The 20,518-nt window shown below is 40.7% G+C and carries 14 protein-coding genes; 9 read left to right on the forward strand and 5 right to left on the reverse strand.

Going from position 1 to position 20,518, the window contains the following annotated elements:
• Window positions 1-82 precede the first annotated feature (82 nt).
• On the forward strand, window positions 83-1,594 hold the full coding sequence (gene atpD / locus ABFU83_RS16080) for a F0F1 ATP synthase subunit beta (RefSeq protein WP_136404130.1): 1,512 nt from the start codon (window positions 83-85) through the stop codon (window positions 1,592-1,594).
• 48 nt (window positions 1,595-1,642) lie between these two features.
• A complete protein-coding gene (locus tag ABFU83_RS16085) occupies window positions 1,643-1,924 on the forward strand; it encodes a F0F1 ATP synthase subunit epsilon (protein WP_347067409.1) in 282 nt (93 codons plus the stop codon).
• A 97-nt stretch (window positions 1,925-2,021) separates the two neighbouring features.
• On the opposite strand, the gene ABFU83_RS16090 is transcribed toward ABFU83_RS16085, so the two are convergent.
• On the reverse strand, window positions 2,022-5,330 hold the full coding sequence (locus ABFU83_RS16090) for a reprolysin-like metallopeptidase (RefSeq protein WP_347067411.1): 3,309 nt from the start codon (window positions 5,328-5,330) through the stop codon (window positions 2,022-2,024).
• A gap of 151 nt (window positions 5,331-5,481) precedes the next feature.
• Between ABFU83_RS16090 and ABFU83_RS16095 the strand changes: the two genes are divergently transcribed.
• Genes ABFU83_RS16095 through bioD form a run of 3 tightly spaced genes read left to right on the forward strand, consistent with a single transcriptional unit; the run spans window position 5,482 to window position 7,659 of the window.
• On the forward strand, window positions 5,482-6,624 hold the full coding sequence (locus tag ABFU83_RS16095) for an 8-amino-7-oxononanoate synthase (RefSeq protein WP_347067413.1): 1,143 nt from the start codon (window positions 5,482-5,484) through the stop codon (window positions 6,622-6,624).
• A 1-nt stretch (window position 6,625) separates the two neighbouring features.
• Entirely contained in the window at window positions 6,626-7,045 is a 420-nt protein-coding gene (locus ABFU83_RS16100) for a DUF2007 domain-containing protein (protein WP_347067415.1), read from the forward strand.
• The gene (gene bioD, locus ABFU83_RS16105; protein WP_347067416.1) at window positions 7,042-7,659 is read left to right on the forward strand and encodes a dethiobiotin synthase; all 618 of its coding nucleotides are present in this window, start codon (window positions 7,042-7,044) and stop codon (window positions 7,657-7,659) included. Before ABFU83_RS16100 ends, bioD begins: the two co-directional genes overlap by 4 nt.
• A gap of 73 nt (window positions 7,660-7,732) precedes the next feature.
• Here bioD and ABFU83_RS16110 read toward each other — a convergent pair whose 3' ends face one another.
• The gene (locus ABFU83_RS16110; protein ID WP_347067418.1) at window positions 7,733-8,554 is read right to left on the reverse strand and encodes a hypothetical protein; all 822 of its coding nucleotides are present in this window, start codon (window positions 8,552-8,554) and stop codon (window positions 7,733-7,735) included.
• A 141-nt stretch (window positions 8,555-8,695) separates the two neighbouring features.
• On the opposite strand from ABFU83_RS16110, the gene bioA reads away from it, so the two are divergent.
• Complete coding sequence (gene bioA, locus ABFU83_RS16115) at window positions 8,696-9,976, forward strand: adenosylmethionine--8-amino-7-oxononanoate transaminase (RefSeq protein WP_347067420.1); 1,281 nt, start codon at window positions 8,696-8,698, stop codon at window positions 9,974-9,976.
• 25 nt (window positions 9,977-10,001) lie between these two features.
• Window positions 10,002-11,156, forward strand: a complete 1,155-nt coding sequence (locus ABFU83_RS16120) for a beta-ketoacyl synthase N-terminal-like domain-containing protein (RefSeq protein WP_347067422.1) — start codon at window positions 10,002-10,004, stop codon at window positions 11,154-11,156.
• Window position 11,157: 1 nt separating this feature from the next.
• Here the strand turns inward: ABFU83_RS16120 and ABFU83_RS16125 are convergent, their stop codons facing one another.
• The 3 genes from ABFU83_RS16125 to bioB all read right to left on the reverse strand — a co-directional run bounded on the left by ABFU83_RS16125 (window position 11,158) and on the right by bioB (window position 13,746).
• On the reverse strand, window positions 11,158-11,637 hold the full coding sequence (locus tag ABFU83_RS16125) for a regulatory protein RecX (protein WP_347067424.1): 480 nt from the start codon (window positions 11,635-11,637) through the stop codon (window positions 11,158-11,160).
• 19 nt (window positions 11,638-11,656) lie between these two features.
• Window positions 11,657-12,529, reverse strand: coding sequence for a cupin-like domain-containing protein (locus ABFU83_RS16130; RefSeq protein WP_347067425.1), 873 nt, complete (start codon window positions 12,527-12,529; stop codon window positions 11,657-11,659).
• 110 nt (window positions 12,530-12,639) lie between these two features.
• Complete coding sequence (bioB, locus tag ABFU83_RS16135) at window positions 12,640-13,746, reverse strand: biotin synthase BioB (protein ID WP_347067427.1); 1,107 nt, start codon at window positions 13,744-13,746, stop codon at window positions 12,640-12,642.
• A 568-nt stretch (window positions 13,747-14,314) separates the two neighbouring features.
• Between bioB and ABFU83_RS16140 the strand changes: the two genes are divergently transcribed.
• A complete protein-coding gene (locus tag ABFU83_RS16140) occupies window positions 14,315-14,920 on the forward strand; it encodes a hypothetical protein (protein ID WP_347067429.1) in 606 nt (201 codons plus the stop codon).
• The gene (locus ABFU83_RS16145) at window positions 14,917-20,508 is read left to right on the forward strand and encodes a hypothetical protein (RefSeq protein ID WP_347067430.1); all 5,592 of its coding nucleotides are present in this window, start codon (window positions 14,917-14,919) and stop codon (window positions 20,506-20,508) included. The genes ABFU83_RS16140 and ABFU83_RS16145 overlap by 4 nt, the downstream gene beginning before the upstream one ends.
• Window positions 20,509-20,518: the final 10 nt, after the last annotated feature.

The following is a 20,518-nucleotide window of genomic DNA, read 5'->3' on the forward strand; positions in this document are numbered from 1 at the left end:
GCATATAAAAAACTATCTTTGCGCTCTGAAAAAAGAGGTTTTTTCAAGAAACGTAAATAGCTGTTTAATAAATACATAAGCAATGTCTAAAGGAATAGGAAAAGTTGCACAGATTATCGGACCTGTGGTTGACGTAGTATTCAACACACAAAATGCCGAACTTCCAAAGATTTATGATTCATTAGAAATCACTAAAAATGATGGTTCAAAATTAGTACTTGAAGTACAGTCTCACATCGGTGAAGATACTGTTCGTACTATCTCCATGGATTCTACCGATGGATTAAGCAGAGGTCAAGAAGTTGTTGCTTCTGGAGCTCCGATTCAAATGCCAATTGGAAAAGATATTTATGGTCGTTTATTTAATGTAATCGGAGATGCTATTGACGGTCTTGGAGATTTACCAAAAGAAGGTGAAAACGGATTACCGATCCACCGTCAGGCTCCAAAATTTGAAGATTTATCAACGTCATCAGAAGTTTTATTTACCGGAATCAAAGTAATCGATTTGATCGAGCCTTATGCAAAAGGAGGAAAAATTGGTTTGTTTGGTGGTGCCGGTGTTGGTAAAACCGTATTGATCCAGGAGTTGATTAACAATATTGCAAAAGGTCACGGTGGTCTTTCTGTATTCGCTGGAGTAGGAGAAAGAACACGTGAAGGAAATGACTTACTTCGTGAGATGTTGGAGTCAGGAATTATTAAATATGGTGACGATTTCATGCACTCTATGGAAAATGGAGGATGGGATTTATCCAAAGTAGACAAACCGGGTATGAGAGAGTCGAAAGCGACTTTCGTATTCGGACAGATGAATGAGCCACCAGGAGCTCGTGCTCGTGTAGCTTTATCAGGTCTTTCTATCGCTGAATATTTCCGTGATGGTGCTGGTGAAGGTCAGGGGAAAGACGTATTATTCTTCGTAGATAATATCTTCCGTTTTACACAGGCTGGTTCTGAGGTGTCTGCACTTTTAGGTCGTATGCCATCTGCGGTAGGTTACCAACCAACATTGGCTACTGAAATGGGTGCGATGCAAGAGCGTATTACATCTACTAAAAATGGTTCCATTACTTCAGTACAGGCGGTTTACGTTCCTGCGGATGACTTAACGGATCCGGCTCCGGCTACAACCTTTGCCCACTTAGATGCAACTACTGTATTGTCTCGTAAAATTGCGGAGTTAGGTATTTATCCTGCTGTAGATCCATTGGATTCTACTTCTCGTATCCTTACGCCACAAATCTTAGGTGATGACCACTATAACTGTGCTCAAAGAGTAAAAGAGATCTTACAAAAATACAAACAATTACAGGATATCATCGCGATCTTAGGTATGGAAGAGTTGTCTGAAGAAGATAAATTAGCAGTATCAAGAGCACGTCGTGTACAACGTTTCTTGTCACAACCTTTCCACGTGGCAGAACAGTTTACAGGTATCCCAGGTGTATTGGTAGATATTAAAGATACAATCAAAGGTTTCAACATGATTATTGATGGTGAATTAGATCACCTGCCGGAAGCTGCATTCAACTTGAAAGGTACTATCGAAGATGCTATCGAAGCCGGACAAAAAATGTTGGCAGAAGCATAATTCGTTCAATTGAAAAGCTCAATTGCGTAATATCAATTAATAGAAAATATGATTGTAGAAATAGTTTCACCGGAAGCCACTTTATTCAAAGGAGAAGTTACTTCGGTAGCCGTTCCGGGTGTAAATGGTGAGTTTCAGATGTTGAATAACCACGCGCCAATCGTTTCTTTATTAGGTAAAGGAAATGTGAAAATCGTTGGCCCTGGAGTGAAGATCGCAAAAGAATTTGCATCTAAATTCAACAAAGTTAACGAGCAAACCTACTGGTTGCCGATTAATTCCGGAACAGTAGAAATGAATGACAATAAAATTATTGTTTTAGCTGACTAATACAATGATAGCCATAAAGAAAAGCCCCACTTGTAAAAGTGGGGCTTTTTATTTTTACACCTGACAGGTTTTCGAAAACCTGTCAGGTGTAATTGTATTATCGGATTACAATTTTCTGTGTTTCCTGACGATCGCCGTTTTTAACGGTTACCAGATAAATACCTGATTGTGTATTTTCTAGCTGAATCGATTCGTTGAAAAGTGTTGTCGTTTGGAAATTCCTGTTGTAAATACGACGTCCGCTAATATCGAAAACCGTGATTTCGGTTGTATTCGAAGCGTCCGGTGTGAACTGAACATGGAACGAACCGTTGTTCGGGTTCGGATAGATCATAAAATTGTTAAGTTTGGTTTCGGTTAGTCCCAAAGCGGCGCTAACGGTACAGATATTCAAACTCCAGCTATTTAAAACACCACCATCCTGATTGTAGGCATCCGAAATTCGTAACGTCCAGTTTCCGGTTGAATTCTGACCATTAAAAGCCGATAATGGCTGAGTTGGTAGAACTGTTCCGGAAATGCCCGGATTCGTACCGCAAATTACAGGAATACCGCTATCGGAGAATGTAGCAACAATATTCTGAATATCATCGCTGGTACAAGGTTGTGCGAATAATTGTACCTGTGTTCCGGATGGACTGATTAAAATGGCGGTAATATCGTTAATCCACGTATGGGTGACATTCATAGTGATGGCTACGCTTGAAATAACGCCTCCTGATGGAATATTTAACGTCGAGTTGATCGTTGGTGTTCCGGATGCGGAGATCGTGATAGGAACGTTGGCAGAAGCGCTGGAAGCACAACTAATCTGGCCGGTTGTGAATTTAAAAGGATTGCTATAGGTTCCGATACAAGCGGCATTCTTAGGTTGAACACGCCAGAAGTAGTTGGTCGCCTGTGATAATCCGGAAACCGTATAGCTGTTTGTCGCCGATGAACCGGAACTGATAATATTCGTAAAGGTATTATCGGTGGCTACCTGTACATCATAAGCGTTGGCATTGCTGTTTGCTGCCCAGCTTAGGGTTACGCTTGTGTTCTGACCTACGGCAAGATCTGCCGGTGTGGTTAACGACATGGTTCCGAAGTTGGAGTTTAGTAAATCCAGGTAGTAATTCGCGTTTTTGGTCGTCGAACCGGAAGTGGCTGTAACGTTTAATGTGTAGAGACCAGGTGTAGCGGCATTGGTGTTGCTAACGGTCATGGTAACCGTACCGTTTGCACTGATACTTGTTGGTGAAAAAGTAACAGTGGTTCCGGCCGGATTTCCGGTAGCGCTAAAAGTCGTGGTTCCGGAAAAACCGTTGTGTACTTTATAATCAATGGTGTAAGCGATGCTTGATCCGGTGCAGATGGATTTATTCTGTTCGCCGGCTACGCCGTTAAAGGCTGAAGCAAAAGTTGCCGCCGGTGCAGAAATGGTGAAATTAGCATTGGAAACATCGTAAAAGATATTGTCGTAACCGCGTACCATAATTCGGTTTTGCGCTCCCGGTGTATTCGGAATGGTTACAACTTCTGAACCGTCATTCGGAACTTTGCTGGCTAATAAAGTGTCAAATGAAGTGCCACCATTAGTCGACAGGTAGATGTCTACATATGGGGTGTTAACGCCATTAGCGGTTGTTCCGGCCACATCCCAGGTTACATTCTGATTGGTGCCGGCTTGCCAGGTTACATTGGTATTCGGAACCGATACCAGGAATGGCCCGGCTGTTCCGCTAACAGTTACTTTCATTAGATCGGAAGCCGTTTGCCCGCCTCCGGCTTTGTTGTCTCGTGTGGTTAACGAAAAGTTTAAGGTTCGGGCTACCGATGGGCATACTTCCCAGGTGTTGGCTGTATTGCCAGCTAAAACCGTTGCCAACGCCGGCATATAACGGGTTGGTGATGTGGTGCCGCGAATGCTGCGGAACATTGGGCCGTTTACACGTGTGGCTACGGGTGCTGCTGCCGAGTTAGGGTTTTGCGGGTCGTTCTGTTCCCAGGTATAGGTTAAGGCATCTCCATCCGGATCGGTTCCGCTTCCGGTTAAGATAAATGCAGTTGATTTTGGAATAACATAATCCCTACCGGCATCGGCTGTTGGTGGATTATTGGTGATGGCGGTAATCTGGGCACAACTGGAACTTACTCCGGATTTTACATTGGCCAGAATATCACGAATATTTACATAGGTGAAATAATCGTCACTATTGTTCTGTACATTGGCAGGGCAAATTCCGGCATATCCCATAATGGATGAGCCAGAGCCGGGCTCTACTTCGGTTTGTCCGCTTCCGGAACGACAGTTCGAGCTACTTTGCGTGTGGTAACCACCAAATTGATGTCCCATTTCATGTGCTACATAATCAATGTCGAAGGCGTCACCGGTAGGATTGGACATTCCGGTCATTCCGGTACCTTTGTGGAAGCCTCCATTTGGATTGCTGTTGGTACTACATACGCATCCGATACATCCGGCATTTCCACCACCGGAAGTATTAAAGTTGTGTCCGATATCGTAGTTTGCAAAGCCAATTGCAGCATCAATGGTAATACCGGTACGAACGTTGTATTCGCCACTCCACGGATCGGCTGTGGTACTTCCAAAATAAATCAACAGGTCGTTATTCGCAACAAATACCATAGTAATCGAAAGGTCTCTTTCGTAAACACCGTTCACACGGGTCATGGTAACAGCCATTTGCGCCTGAATGTTGGCTCGTTTCTGAGCATCGGTTCCGGTTCCGGCAAAAATATTACCATATTCGGCAGTACACGATTGTGCCAGTCGATAGGTTCGTAACTTTTTGTCGTCGGTATTCAAAGCGGTTTCTGAGCTTCCAATGCGACCTTCTGCTAATGACGGTAATTTGATACCATCATCTGTCAGACAGGAAAAGTCTGAAAAAGCCCGGTGTAAAGACGCTTTGTTGTAAACAATATAATTTTGACGGTCTTCTGTATACGGATCGATAAAAACCGTGCTTTCTTCACTCGATAGCGTCATGCTGTGTAAGCCCAGTTGGGTAACGGAAAAACGAGCTACTGATGTCGGGTTTTCCACACCTTGTGCGGCATACGATTTGATCATTGGGTATTTGGCTGCTAAGGCTGGTTCCATTATCGGCGTTTCCATCACCCGGAAGTGTTCCAGTTGCCCTTGTGCATTGGGAAGTTCGATAATTAAATTGGATTTACCTTCAAACTGACCGCGTACGGGTGCATTCGACAGACTGTTTTTTAAAGTGTTCAAATCTAGTGTGAACAGATTGTAATTCCTTGGAAAGGAACTTCGGGTTACTTTCTTTTGCGTCGTGATGCTGCTTTCGTCAATCGGCTTCCAAAGTCTTTGCGTTTGGGCAAAACCTGTGGAGAATGAAAAAAGTAACAAAAACGCCAGTTGTAATTGTTTTTTCATTTTTGTTTGGGTTAAGTGTTAAATAGTTGCTAAAAATAATAAAATTTATTGTTCTTTTTGTTTTTAATTTTAAAGTATTAGCGCTTTTTGCGTTGGGATTCACCGGATTAGGATATGTTGGGAACGAAAAAAGATACTTACTTTTGCCAGTATGAAACGCTTTCCAGTATCACTATCTGCTAAATTGCAATCCCGAACAGCGGTCAATGCGTTACGGCAATTGCCAGAACAAAAAAAGGGTGTCGATTTTTCGTCGAACGATTATTTGGGTTTTGCCCGATCCGAATTGCTTTTTCAAAAAGCAGCGGCTATGTTGTCGCAGCAGCATAATACACATAATGGCGCTACCGGTTCGCGATTACTATCAGGAAATCATACCTTTTATGCAGAAACCGAAATCAAAATTGCGGCTTTTCACCAAGCGGAAAGTGCTTTGATTTTTAATTCGGGTTACGATGCGAATCTGGGTTTTTTTAGTAGTGTGCCGCAACGGAACGATGTGGTACTGTTTGATGAATTAAGCCACGCTTCCATCCGCGACGGAATTCGCCTTTCGAATGCACGGTCGTATAAATTCCTGCATAACGATTTGGAGGATCTCGAACGACAGATCAAGCGTTTTCAAAACGATCAGGGGGCTATTTATATCGTTACGGAAACGGTTTTTTCTATGGATGGCGATTCGCCCGATCTGGAACAAATGGCAGCACTTTCCGAACGTTATGGTTGTTTTTTTGTAGTCGATGAAGCACATGCTTTAGGGGTATTCGGAGAAAAAGGAGAAGGCTTGATCGATGCGTTGGCACTCCGCGAAGCTGTTTTTGCCCGAATCATGACTTATGGCAAAGGATTGGGGTGTCATGGAGCTGCGGTGTTAGGCGATACAAGACTGAAGGAGTATCTGGTCAATTTTGCCCGGAGTTTTATTTATACGACAGGATTGCCGCCACATGCGATTGCCACCATCCTGGCGGGATACTCGATTTTGGAAACGGAAGCTGAAGCACGGATTCGGTTAAAAGAAAATATTGTTCATTTTAATCGGGAAAAGAATCTGTTGGGGTTAAAACCATTGTTTATCCGAAGTAAATCGGCGATACAATCGGCTGTAATTCCAGGAAATGAAAAGGTAAGAAATATCGCCCGTCAACTGGAAGAATTCGGTTTTGATGTCCGACCAATAATGGCACCAACAGTTCCGGAAGGACAGGAGCGATTGCGATTTTGTCTGCATAGTTATAATACAACAGAAGAAATATCGGAAGTGTTGCATCTTTTAAATCGGTTGATGTAAGATGAAGAGTGACTTGAATTTGAAAAAAATAGCTGTTTTTAATTATTCCGCAGAAGCTTTTATTTGTAAAGGAAGATTGGAGGTAGAAGGAATTCCGGTTTTTATGCGAGATAACTTTACCGTTGATGCTGATCCGTTGTTTAGCCAGGCCATTGGGGGAGTGAAATTATATGTGAAAGAAACAGATTATGAAAGAGGGCTACAGGTGTTAGAGGAAATTAATAAGTATTCTTTAACGAATGAAGGAGAACCAATTATATGTCCTAGATGTAGATCTAATAAAGTGCAAATGCTTTCCGTTATCAATGATGTGAAATCCATATTTTCCTTTATTATCGGGCTTTTTCTGATAGTACTTCCCTTTTATGTGAAGTATATCTATGTCTGTGATAATTGTGAGTTTAAATTTAAAAAAATATGAAACTATTTGTAACAGGTATCGGTACCGATGTTGGGAAAACCGTAGCCGCAACTATTATAACCGAGGCTTTGGAAGCCGATTACTGGAAACCGGTTCAGGCGGGCGATCTGGACTATTCCGATAGTCATAAAATCAAAGAAAAGTTGTCGAATACCAAAACGCATATTTTCGATAACGCGTATGCCTTAAATACACCGGCGAGTCCGCACGTGGCGGCAAAAATCGACGGTGTGGTGATCGACCTGAAAAAAATTAAAGAACCGAAAACGAAAAATCATCTGGTTATCGAAGGTGCCGGTGGTGTATTGGTGCCTTTAAACGATTCAGATTCGATTATCGATTTGATTCAGCCGGATTATAAGGTGATTGTCGTGTCACGTCATTATCTGGGAAGTATCAATCATACGCTATTGACGATCGAGGTTTTAAAAGCAAGAGGGTTGGCGGTTGCCGGAATTGTTTTTAGCGGAAAAGAAAACCCGGATTCGGAATCCATCATTTTGAATCGTACCGGAGTTCGTTTTTTAGGGCGAATCGATGAAGAACCGTATTTCGACAAAAACGTGATTAAAGAATATGCCGACTTGTTTGCAGAAACATTATTGGGATTATAAAAAAACAAAACCTGCCGGTTTTATAAATGCGACAGGTTTTGATTAAAAGGTTGCCTTTTCGGGTGACCTTTTTTTATAGGTATATGGTTACTACGGTTCCGCCAGGGAGGGTTAGTGTGGCCATATCATCACAAGTTCCGTTACCGTAGTCCAGTACAAAGGTTTGCGAATTTTTAGTGATTGTTTTTTTACCTTTTACGATCACCGGACAGCCGATATTTCGGATTAACGGTTCGGTGATTTCCATGTGTAAAACGGTTCCGTTAGGTAAGGTCGTTAACGCGTTACCTCTGATACTGAAAACATCATCTGTAAAATCCAATGGCGTGGATACACCACCGATTTTTTCGATGTTAAAGCTTCCTTCGCGATGGATCGTCCCACCACCGGATGGTTGGATAATAGTAATGTTCGTTTCGCGGGTAAAGGTCGGAACGCTGTTTACAACTACTCGGCTTACGTTAATAGTACCTTCAATTTTATGGCTGTTGATGTAATAGTTGTCGAATGTAATGGCGGCAGTAATTTCGTTGTTTGTCGTGTTTCTATGGGCTACGATGTAAATAATTCCGCTACGGTTGTTCCCGTTGGCGTCAACGCAACCCGTTCCAAAATCGACTTTAAATTTTTTGTCTCCGTTGGTTAGGGTTTCCTGAGTGATCACACGACAACTCGAAGGCGGTAATTGTGTGTCGGCATTTTTAGAAGCATAATAACCGTCGCCGGCTAATACTTCCTCTTTAATTCCTTCTACATCTTCTTCAAAAGCTTGCGCTTTGGCATCCGCTGCAACGGTGGTGTCCTGAGTGTTGCCGCTGTTGGAACTATCGCTGTCACTATTGCAGGAGATAGCCATTAAAGCAGTGAACATTAGTAATTTAATAGTTGTTTTCATAATTTTTTCTGATAAGGTTCTTTTTTTTAGACAAATAAAATGATAAAAGGTTTAATGTTAAACTTTTTTGTTTCCAAAAAGTTATCCGAAAGGGGTTTTATCTTTGTGTTACGAAATTGATGTATCAAAAAGAAATATAAAGTGGAATATAACAGACTGCAAAAAGCCGATGCCAATCATTTATGGCATCCGTATACGCAACATAAAACGGCGTATCCGCATATTGCTATAACGAAAGGAAAAGGAGCTTTATTATGGGATGAAAACGGAAAGGAATACATCGATGCCATTGCATCCTGGTGGGTTAATCCTTATGGTCATTCGAATCCTGTTATTGCCGATGCGATTTACAAACAGTTGACTACATTGGAACATGTGCTGTTTGGTGGGTTTACCCATGAGCCGGCGGTAGCTTTGGCAGAAAAGTTGATTCCGATTTTACCGGATAATCAGCAAAAGATTTTCTTTTCCGATAACGGATCCACTGCGGTCGAAGTGGCTTTAAAAGTGGCATTGCAGTATTATTTTAATAAAGGGGAAAAACGAACCAAAATCATTGCTTTCGAAAATGCTTTTCACGGCGATACGTTTGCAGCGATGGCGGCCAGTGGAATCTCTTTCTTTACCGAGGCTTTTCAGGGGGCAATGATTCAGGTGACGCGAATTCCGGTACCAACACCCGGTAATGAAGCGGCCAGTTTCGAAGCGTTGCAAACCTTGTTGCAAACCAATGAATATGCCGGATTTATTTTTGAACCTTTGGTGCAGGGTGCGGCCGGTATGGTGATGTACGAGCCGGAAGAACTTGATAAATTAATTCAAAGTTGTAAGGAATACGGTGTGTTTACCATTGCCGACGAAGTGATGACCGGATTTGGAAAAACCGGGAAAAATTTCGCCTGTGACTATCTGACACAACAACCGGACATGATGTGTCTTTCCAAAGCACTAACCGGTGGTACAATTCCGATGGCGTTGACTACGTTTACACAGGAATTATTCGATGGTTTTTACGACGATGATGTGAATAAAGCGTTATTTCACGGGCATACTTTTACGGCCAATCCAACCGGATGTGCGGCCGCATTAGCAAGTCTGGAATTGCTTTCTGATACAAAAATTCAGGAAGGAATTGCGAGAATTCATCAGCAACATCTGAATTTTCAAACGAGAGTGGAAAATCATCCGCGGGTTAAAACAACCCGGGTTTTGGGTGTGATTTTCGCACTGGAATTTAAGAGAGATTCAGCGGATAGTTATTACGGAGATTTTAGAAATACCCTGTATCGTTTCTTTATCGAAAAAGGAATTATATTACGTCCGGTTGGGAATATTGTATATATATTGCCACCGTATATTATTTCGGAAGCCGAACTTGAAAAAGTGTACCAGATTGTCGGGGAAGCGCTGGATATGTTTTAATTTTGCACCCAAATACTTTTTTACGTTGAAAAACAAGATTGCGATAACAGGCCTGGGATCCGTTTCTCCTTTGGGTGATCATCCGAATTCAATTTGGGAAGCCTACGGGAATCCGGAAAGTTATATCCGGTTTTTATCGGTGGGTGATGCCGTATTTCCGGTAGCTGCGCTTGCAGCCGATGTGAAACAAAGCATAGAAAGTCTGCGGTTTTCAGATGTCAAATATAAAAATCTGGACGATTCTGTTTTATATGCTATTGCCGCTTCACGGAAAGCGGTGGCGCAGGCGGGCTGGAATGATGGTCGTTTTGGAATCAATATTGGTTCGTCCAGAGGGGCAACGCAATTGTTTGAAAAATACCACCGGGAGTTCTTAGAAACCGGATCAACGGCTACATTGGCATCCCCTACGACTACGTTGGGAAATATCGCTTCATGGGTGGCGAATGACCTGAATAACGACGGGCCGGATATTTCGCATTCGATTACCTGTTCGACGGCTTTGCATGCGCTTTTAAATGGTGTCGCCTGGCTCCAATCGGGCATGGCTGATAAATTCCTTGTTGGAGGAAGTGAAGCGCCGTTAACGCCTTTTACGCTGGCACAGCTAAAAGCGATGAAAATCTATTCAACCTTTGAAGATTCTTATCCTTGTAAAGCGTTTGATCTCGATAAAAAAAGCAATTCGATGGTGCTTGGTGAAGGTGCGGCTATGGCTTGTTTGGAAACCGGCGAAAATGTAAATGCGCTTGCCTGGATTGAGGGAATTGGTTATGCTACGGAAATGCTGCAGCACAATGTTTCGATATCTGCCGATGCGGAATGTTTTCAGAAGTCCATGCGAATGGCTTTAAATGGGATCGATCCGACAGAAGTTGATACGATTGTGCTCCATGCGCCGGGAACGATAAAAGGCGATGTGTCGGAGTATAATGCTGTCGAAAAAGTATTCGGTAATCATATGCCAATGCTAACCACTAATAAATGGAAAATCGGACATACTTTTGGTTCCTCCGGAATGTTAAGCGTGGAGTTGGCGGTATTGATGTTGCAACATCAGCAATTTATAGGAATCCCATTTCGGGATAATCCGGTTTCGAAACCGGCAACTATTCGAAAAGTATTGATCAATGCTGTTGGGTTTGGTGGTAATGCTGTGAGTGTGTTGTTGTCGAAATAAATTATTCGGCACTTAAATCATTGCATTTTTCGAAAATCAAACGAGATTCATAGCCTTTCCGAATCAGGAAATCACAAAACTTTTTTTTCTTTTTAAGCAGATTGGATTCTTTAATGGAATTCCAGTTGGTGTCGGCCAGTGTGTGAAATGTTTCGAAATACTCCTCGGAAGTGATCTCTTTTAGCGCGCTGTCGATGTTGTATTTGGAGATACCCCGGAATTTAAGTTCGTTAACAATCCGGAGCTTTCCCCATTTTTTGATGCGGTGTTTTCCCCGGGCAAAACTGCGGGCAAAACGTTCTTCATTTAGAAAGTTGTTTTCGATAAGATGTACTACTATGCTGTCGATTGCTTGCGGAATCATATGCATTTGCTGTAGTTTCTGAACTACTTCCGCATGACAACGCTCCTGATAACTGCAATAATATTCCAGTTTTTTTGTCGCGTCATCAATTGAAAAGTATTGGTGTTTTTGTTGCATCAATTACTATGCTTTGGAATTATTTATTGATGCCTAATTTTTTGTGTGTCTGAATGATGGCTTGCTCATTTTTATGATCAATCCATTGTTGTCCTTTTCGGCGTCGCATAAAGTTGTCGAAATGACGCATGATGAATACGTTATACGCCGCTTTTGTCAGATTGGAAATGCTTCTTGGGAATGCCCGTAAACTCATTGAAAATCCTGGAGTGAGATATTTCATATAGTGCCAGTATCCTTCCGGCATATAAAGCATTTCACCGTGATTCAGGTCGCAGATAAGTCCTTTTGCCTGTTTTAAAGCCGGCCATTTTTCAAAATCCGGATTGTCGAAATCGATGTCTTCTCTCGAAATCAAAGCATGTGGGATTTTGTATAAATAAGGCGTCTGGTTTGGTTCGAAAAGAATACACTGTTTTTTTCCGTGGAAATGGAAATGTAAAATATTGGAATAATCAATATCAAAGTGCATAAATACTCTCGAATTTTCACCTCCAAAAAACAGCATCGGAAGTTGTTTAACCAGTCGTAATCCAATATCCGGCCATCTAAAGTCCTTTTGCAGGGATGGCACTTCCTTCATCAGGTTGTATAGGAAAATACGGTAGTTGGTAGGTTTGGATTGTAGCAGATCGATATAATCGGCCATTTTCATCTTGGCATGTGCTTCGTTGAATCCGTCTTTATGGGATACGGGTCTGTCGTCGTACAGTGGTACTGTTTTGTCGCCGGCAATATCTTTAATATAATTTAGCTTCCATTTTTCGTAGGCGGGCCAGTCGGTTGTCAGTTGTTCGATGACTAGTGGTTTCTGCTTTTTTACGTAGTTTTTGTAAAAATCTTCTTTTGATATGGTTTTTACGCGTTCAATTTCGGTTAAATGTAAAGGCATAATACAATGTGAGATTACTTAAAAAAAAGCTTCTGTTTTGTTTTTAACAAACAGAAGCTAAGTTACTAAAGCTTTATCTTTTTGTGAAATTATTTTAAACTAAAATCAACTTAGTTTTTAACAATTTCCTGGTTTTTGTTTTTATTGGAAGCTTCCAGATTTCGGTCGATAGTGTGTCCTGGTCGCGTCCATTTTGGTTTTTCGCCCAGGCCCTGGAATTTAGAGTCTTCCGCTTCTACTGTTTCCGGTTGCATTAATTTGATAAATGGTTTTTGTGGTGTTAAACCAAGTTCCTGAAACATTTTCATGTCTTCGTTTACATCCGGGTTTGGTGTCGTTAATAACTTGTCTCCGGCAAAAATCGAATTCGCTCCGGCAAAGAAACACATCGCCTGACCTTCTCTGGACATTTGAGTTCTTCCGGCAGACAAACGCACTTGAGTTTCCGGCATAACGATACGGGTTGTGGCAACCATACGAATCATTTCCCAGATTTCAACCGGTTTTTCTTCTTCCATTGGTGTTCCTTCTACGGCTACCAATGCGTTAATTGGTACCGATTCCGGTTGTGGGTTTAAAGTCGATAAGGCTACCAGCATTCCGGCTCTGTCTTCGATACTTTCTCCCATTCCGATAATACCACCGCTACAAACGGTTACATTGGTTTTTCGTACGTTTTCGATCGTTTGTAAACGGTCTTCGTATCCTCTTGTAGAAATCACCTCTTTGTAGTATTCTTCCGAAGTATCAAGGTTGTGGTTGTAGGCATAAAGTCCTGCTTCGGCCAAACGTTGCGCCTGATTTTCCGTAAGCATTCCTAATGTACAACAAACTTCCATATCCAGTTTGTTGATGGTACGAACCATTTCCAATACCTGATCAAATTCTGGTCCGTCTTTAACGTTTCGCCACGCCGCTCCCATACAAACACGGGAGGAACCGCTTGACTTTGCCCGTAACGCCTGCGCTTTTACCTGTTGTACCGACATCAGGTCGTTACCTTCAATATTGGTATGGTAGCGCGCTGCCTGCGGGCAGTATCCACAATCTTCCGGACATCCTCCGGTTTTAATCGACAGTAACGTGGATACTTGTACGGTATTCTGGTCGTGATTGGTTCGGTGTATTGTGGCTGCTTCATAAAGCAGGTCCATTAACGGTTTATTGTATATGGCAATGATTTCTTCTTTTGTCCAATTGTGTCTTGTTGCACTCATCCTTAAGCATTTTTTGATGTTTCAAAAATAGGGAATTTGAATTTAAGTAGAAAAATTTTGTTTGACTTCGGTTTTTGATGCAATTGGTGCATTTTTTTATTTTTTATGGTTTTTTTTGAGAACCTTAACTTTTGTAGGATTGACAAGGGTTTTAAGATAATTTTTGTAATTTTTTTTACGAGAAAACGTAAAATAGTCCTATAATTTTTACAGCATTCGCTTTTTTCTTTGAAATAAAATTTTACATTTGTGTGAAATTTAACAATTGAACTTACGTAATACTACGTGGTTGCTGGGTTAATTTTTGGTAATTAATGTCTTAGTAGAGAAGATGTAAAGGTGCATTTTTATCGAGTTTAATAGATAAGAAGTAGAATTTTATTTAAAAAATACAAGTTTCATCCATGATGATGCTGTCAGATTAAGATTAAAAAAGAAAAAGAACAACATTTTAATTGCATGCGCCGAATTTTACCAAAAAAAGCTATTCTAAAAGCACAAATTGTTTCGTTAAAATATGAAATGGTAAGAGCTGAGAATAAAACACCAGTTGATCTAAACAAAAAATATGCGAGTGTATAGAAAACTACTTTTTATATTTTTTGTTTTTTCATTATGCTCCTGTAAAAAAGAAAAGACAGCGACGGGTAGGGATGACTCAGAAATCCGTTCCCGTTATTTTCAGTTAGAGAAAATCGGCTGGAAGTCGCGCGAATATTCCCAAAAAGTAGACGATATCGATTTTACGGCTACCGAAGTGCCCATTCAATATTACATTTTAAAAGATCAGGGAACGACCGATCTGTTTAAAGTGGATTCCCTATATGAAGCCAACAAACAGGAACGGGTTATTGAATTTACGTTCCGTCAGGATGAGGAAAAAGATCTTTTGTCTGATCAATTTACCGGATTGCCTTATGCCGATGCGGTTAAGTACATGGCGTTTGCCATCGATAAAGATTTTGTTGTGGTTACTTCCAAAAACGATACAATACCGTGTAATGGCGTTTCCTACGAACGCAATTATAAAATAGCACCTTTCCAGAAAATAGTATTGTTCTTTTCCGGAATTGATCCGAATGAAAAAATCCAACTGATTTATAAAGACCAGTTATTCCGCAAAGGAACATTGAAGTTTAAGTTTAAAGACACATTTACAGAAATATTATTATGATCCAAAAAATCAGAACGAGTAAGGTTACAAAAGTCGTTGCTATTTATTTAGCAATGATGTTGTTTTTAGAAATGGTTCAGCCAATGGCAGTATATGCTTTAACCTCTGGACCTTCGCAACCGGAGTTTGAGTCGTTTACTCCTATCGGAACATCGGATATGGTCGATCTGGCCAGCGGTGATTTTAACTACAATATCCCGATTATGGATGTTGGCGGTTATCCGTTAAACCTGGCATACAATTCCGGAGTTACCATGGATCAGGAAGCCTCATGGGTTGGTTTAGGCTGGGATTTGAACGTGGGACAGATTAATCGACAAATGCGCGGTTTGCCAGATGATTTCAAAGGGGATGAAATGCTCTATGAAAATAGCATGAAAGACAATGTGACCATCGGGTCGAATGCAAACCTTTTCTTAGCCGGATTTGGTATTGGCGAAATGGCCATTCCAAGTATCGGACTTGGGGTGAAGTACAACAACTACGATGGATTCGGATTTTCGGTCAACGGTGGTTTGAGTTATCAGATCAGTGATAACCTTTCTGTAGGAATGAATATGGAATCTTCGTCTTCCGAAGGTGTTTCCGTATCGCCAAGTGTGTCGTTCGATAAAAAGAAAACGGATAAAGATAAAAAGGATTATACGTTAACCGGAAGTGTCGGGGTAAGTTTAAACAGCCGAAAAGGACTGGAGTCGGCAATGATGTCGTATAAGTCAACAAAAAATAATACCAATCTTAAAAATATAAGAGATAAGCGTGATGTATTGTCAGGCTCTTTGTCGTTTGGAGATGTGTCTTTTACACCAACAAAACGCGTTGGAATGGTGTCGTCCAACTTTATGTTTGGGATGAATGTGGAAGCGGAGTTTTGGGGAGTGGAACCGGGAATGAAATTTTCCGGATACCGAACCAGTCAGGGAATTAAAAGCTCCGAAAAATATAAAACAGAAAGAGGCTATGGTTTTGAAAATAGCTATAGTGCCGGAAGTACTGATATTTTAGATTTTAACAGAGAAAAAGACAGAACATTTAATAAAAATACAACATCACTACCAGTAACGAACAATACGTACGATTTGTATAGTATTCAAGGGCAAGGCGTATCAGGAATGTTCCGTCCGTATAAATCGCAGGTAGGATTTGTGTATGATAATTATGTACAAGACGATACCAACGGAGGAAGTTTAGGTCTTGAGTTCGGAGCCGGTGGAGGTGTTCACTTTGGTTTCGACGCAACGATCACAAAAGGAAATAGTGTAACAGGATTGTGGGTGAATAGTAATCCGGCTTTGGCACGATTTAGAGAGAAGGTTAGCGGTAATAAAGTGGATTATGAAAAAGTATTTTTCAAAAATATCGGTGGAAACCATGTTGATAAAGAATTGAACTTATTCAATACGCAATTGGGAGCTTATGACCCGATCAAATTGGAAATCGGAGGAACTAAGTTTTCAAGAAATACTATTCTGAATTATTCCAGAAACGGTAGTTATATACAGAACGCCAGCTATGTGAAAAGAGATGGACGTTTGAGCAGAAATCAGGTTATCCAAAAACTAACCCGTGCAGAAGCGAAGAAATTTGGATTTCAAACGCAATTCAGTCCGTACTCATTAGCGGGAAAACACGATCATCATACCTCTGAGGTACGCATTATAAAAGAAGGTGGCGATCGCTATATCTTCGGACGTGCCGCGTATAACTCCATAAAAAAAGAAGCAACGTTTGACGTAGGAAGTAATCCGGGTGTAAACTGTTCCAAAGGATTGGTAAATTATAACCCGGGAAGCGATAACTCGGCCAATAACAGTAAAGACGGTGATCAGTATTTTAACCGTATTACGACGCCGGCTTATGCACACACCTATTTGTTGACCTCTGTTTTATCATCCGATTATCAGGATTTAAATAACGATGGTCCTACTGATGACGATTTAGGAACCTATACCAAGTTTACCTATAATAATACACAACCGTATAAATGGCGTATTCCGTTTAAAGAGAATGTTGCCAACTATGACGAAGGGTTGCGTTCCAGTAAAAAGGATAATAAAGGAAACTATCAGTATGGTGAAAAAGAAATGCTTTATATCAAAAAAATTGAAACAAAAACACATGTTGCAATTTTTGAGATTTCACCACGTAAAGACGCCTATGGTGTAAAAGGTGAAAACGGAGGAATCGGACTGGATTCCAAATCGTATAAACTGGATAAGATTTCATTGTATTCGAAACCGGAATACCTTGCCAATCCAACAGGAGCAACACCTATTAAAGTAGCCCATTTTGAATACGACTATAGTTTGTGTCAGGGAGTTGAAAACCACGAAAACGCAAATATGTCAGGAGGCGCTTACGATGGTCAAAAAGGAAAACTAACACTTAAAAAAGTGTATTTCACCTATAAGAAATCCAATATGGGTAAATACACACCATATACCTTTAATTATGGGTATAATCCTTCTTACGATATGAAGGCCTATGATATATGGGGGAATTACAAGCCGGTTGCGGCGAATGTAGGTTGCGGAACAAGCGATGCTTTATCGAATGCCGAATTCGGATATGTGGATCAGAAAGACAGAGCTGCTGCAGATCAATATGCTTCTGCCTGGTTATTAAACAACGTTAGTTTGCCATCGGGCGGTAGAATAGAGTTGAATTATGAAGCCGACGATTATGGCCATGTTCAGGATCGCGATGTGATGGAAATGTTTAAAGTGGTGGGAGCCGGTCAGGCGCCATTAACATCCCTAAGTCAGTTAAACAATACAAAACTATATGAATCATTTAACCCTTCGCGTTATTTGTACATCAAATTAGACGACTCTAATTTTCAAGACTTCCATGAGCGTTATATCAAGCCAATACAAAATGACCCGATTTATTTTAGGTTTTTAGTGAATATGGCGCCAAATGATAATGCCAAATACGATTATGTGACGGGTTATCTAAACGTGGTCAAAAATCAAACGTATAACTTTATTCAGGACGGCAACGGTGACAGTTATGCGTCTATTAAAATTGAAATGGTAAACCAGGGAGACGGTGGTAATCCGGAAGTGAACCCGATATCAAAAGCGGGTTGGTATTTCGGAAGACAAAACCTAAACCGTGTGGTTTATAGTATGAATAATGAAGAGGATACCAACAATCTTGAAGGGGTTGTGATGGAACTTATTGGCTGGCTTCCGACGTTATTGGATATTTTCAAAAGTCCAAACGGAAAATTAAAAGAAAAAGGAATTGCCAGCAAATTTATCTCCGGAAAATCATGGATTCGTTTAATGCAGCCGAACCGTGAAAAAATCGGTGGCGGTAGTCGTGTAAAAGAAGTAAAAATGCATGACGAATGGCAGATCATGACCGATAACCCAAGTGATGAACTATACAAACAACATTACGGACAGATATATAGCTATAAAACGGAACAGGGAAAAACATCGGGAGTAGCTAGCTATGAGCCGATTGGTTCTAAAGAAAATCCGTTTGTAGAACCGTTTTATGATAAAACCAGCAAAAGTTTATTGTTAGGGCCTGAAACGGAAAACTATATCGAAAAACCTTTTGGAGAATCGTTTTTCCCATCACCGAAAATTACCTATAGTCGGGTAGTGGTTAAAAACCTTGAAAGAGGGAAAATATTAGGCCCACGGGATCCGGGTGTGGTAAAACGACACGCTACAGGACATGTGGTAACTGAATTCTATACGACTTACGATTTCCCAACTGTGGTTAACTATACGCCTATGTCATCAAAATATGATAAATCGGATATTCTGGCGAGTTTGTTAAAAATTAATGTTAGGGATCATTTAACACTGTCACAGGGATACTCGATCCATACCAATGATATGGACGGTAAAACCAAAAGCGAACGTATTTATGCCGAAGGACAAGTGGCATTTATTTCCGGAGTGGATTATAAATACCGGGAAAATCCAAATGCCCCTAAAAGTCAGGGAAAACTAAATAATGAGGTCACAACCATTGACGGTGCCGGAAATATCAGTACAAAACTGGTAGGAGTGGATTACGATGTGATCAACGACTTTAGAGAAAGTAAATCGGTAACACAAACGGCCGGTATTCACTTTAATACTGCCGGTATTCCGTTGTTTATGGTTTTCGTAATCATACCGGTTCCGCTACCGAGTTATTCGAAACACGAAAATCAGATCCGAACCGCTGTAACGACAAAAGTGATTCATAGTAGTGGTATCCTGTCGGAAAAAATTGCGTATGATGTCGGCTCTAAAGTATCCACCAAAAATAATGCGTGGGATGCCGATACCGGACAAGTATTGCTAACGGAAACAACCAATGAATATAACGATAATTACTACAGCTTTAATTTCCCGGCATACTGGTCGTATAAAGGAATGGGACAGGTAGCGAAAAATATCGGATTGGAATGTGCGATTTCCAATATAAATAACACCGATAAATATAAAATGGATGGTGGTTATAATGCAGCCAAATATTTAATGGATGGTGATGAAGTGTGGGTTGATGGAATCAATCGATCGGAACAAGATCAAACATTTTTCGCCTGGGTAGTTAAAAATAAAGAAATCGGAAATGAATTTATGATGATTGATCGTAATGGTTTGCGTATCACCAGAGATAATATCATTAATGGTAGTATGAAGATAATCCGATCCGGATATCGAAATATGCTGGAAGCCTCTATGGCAGCTGTAACCTCTGTTAAAAATCCGCTTTATAATTATAACTGGAACAATCAGATGGTATCGATGAAGTCGAACATCGGAAACAATCCGTTTTTCTCATCAACATTTAATGATTACAGAATCGTAAATGCATCGGCAGTAGAATACAATAATATCTGGGCAGCGCAATGTGAATGTGATTTGCCAAAGATGACCTACGAAAACGGAAATCTGGTTTTTGAATATGAAAAAGACAATAATACCAGTGACCCGGATGATATCGCCGCAAACTCGTACAATCCATATGTGTATAATGTTTTAGGAAACTGGAGAGCCAACAAATCGTATGCGTATTTAACAGGAAGAAATTTTACGGATAACACGAATGATCTGAACCCTACACTACGAAAAATAGGTTTCTTTAACAATTTTGAGTCGTTCTATGTTTATAATGCTTTTACCGGGAGATGGGAGAAGAATGCGCAGTATTCCAACTTTGGTAAATGGACTTTTGCATCAGAAATAACACAGTTTAGCCCATACGGTCAGGAAGTGGAAAACAAAGATGCGTTAAACCGTTATTCATCGGCCTTCTTTGGCTATAATAACCGTTTCCCAATCGCAGTGGCATCCAATTCAAAATATAAAGAAATGGCGTTTGACGGTTTTGAAGATTATGATTTCTCTACCTGTCTGACTTCAGCGCACTTTAATTTCCAGGGACTTCTAAAACCAAATGAGATAACCGTTTCGTCGAAACAATCGCATACCGGTAGAAAGAGTTTAAAAGTGGAGGCTGGAAAAAGTGCCCTGCTTAAAAAACAAGTCGTTTCCTGTATTGAGGTGCCAAGTAATACAGTGACGAAAGTGAAACCAGTAGTAAAAGTATTAGCTAAAGACATTAAAAAATAATAGTAGAGAT

This window comes from Flavobacterium sp. WV_118_3 (assembly GCF_039778605.1).
Classification (GTDB): domain Bacteria; phylum Bacteroidota; class Bacteroidia; order Flavobacteriales; family Flavobacteriaceae; genus Flavobacterium.

Excerpts from the sequence above, each read along its gene's own strand:
- atpD (WP_136404130.1), top strand. The coding sequence starts at position 83 with ATGTCTAAAGGAATAGGAAAAGTTGCACAGATTATCGGACCTGTGGTT.
- ABFU83_RS16085 (WP_347067409.1), top strand. The coding sequence starts at position 1,643 with ATGATTGTAGAAATAGTTTCACCGGAAGCCACTTTATTCAAAGGAGAA.
- ABFU83_RS16090 (WP_347067411.1), bottom strand. The coding sequence starts at position 5,330 with ATGAAAAAACAATTACAACTGGCGTTTTTGTTACTTTTTTCATTCTCC.
- ABFU83_RS16095 (WP_347067413.1), top strand. The coding sequence starts at position 5,482 with ATGAAACGCTTTCCAGTATCACTATCTGCTAAATTGCAATCCCGAACA.
- ABFU83_RS16100 (WP_347067415.1), top strand. The coding sequence starts at position 6,626 with ATGAAGAGTGACTTGAATTTGAAAAAAATAGCTGTTTTTAATTATTCC.
- bioD (WP_347067416.1), top strand. The coding sequence starts at position 7,042 with ATGAAACTATTTGTAACAGGTATCGGTACCGATGTTGGGAAAACCGTA.
- ABFU83_RS16110 (WP_347067418.1), bottom strand. The coding sequence starts at position 8,554 with ATGAAAACAACTATTAAATTACTAATGTTCACTGCTTTAATGGCTATC.
- ABFU83_RS16125 (WP_347067424.1), bottom strand. The coding sequence starts at position 11,637 with ATGCAACAAAAACACCAATACTTTTCAATTGATGACGCGACAAAAAAA.
- ABFU83_RS16130 (WP_347067425.1), bottom strand. The coding sequence starts at position 12,529 with ATGCCTTTACATTTAACCGAAATTGAACGCGTAAAAACCATATCAAAA.
- bioB (WP_347067427.1), bottom strand. The coding sequence starts at position 13,746 with ATGAGTGCAACAAGACACAATTGGACAAAAGAAGAAATCATTGCCATA.
- ABFU83_RS16140 (WP_347067429.1), top strand. The coding sequence starts at position 14,315 with ATGCGAGTGTATAGAAAACTACTTTTTATATTTTTTGTTTTTTCATTA.
- ABFU83_RS16145 (WP_347067430.1), top strand. The coding sequence starts at position 14,917 with ATGATCCAAAAAATCAGAACGAGTAAGGTTACAAAAGTCGTTGCTATT.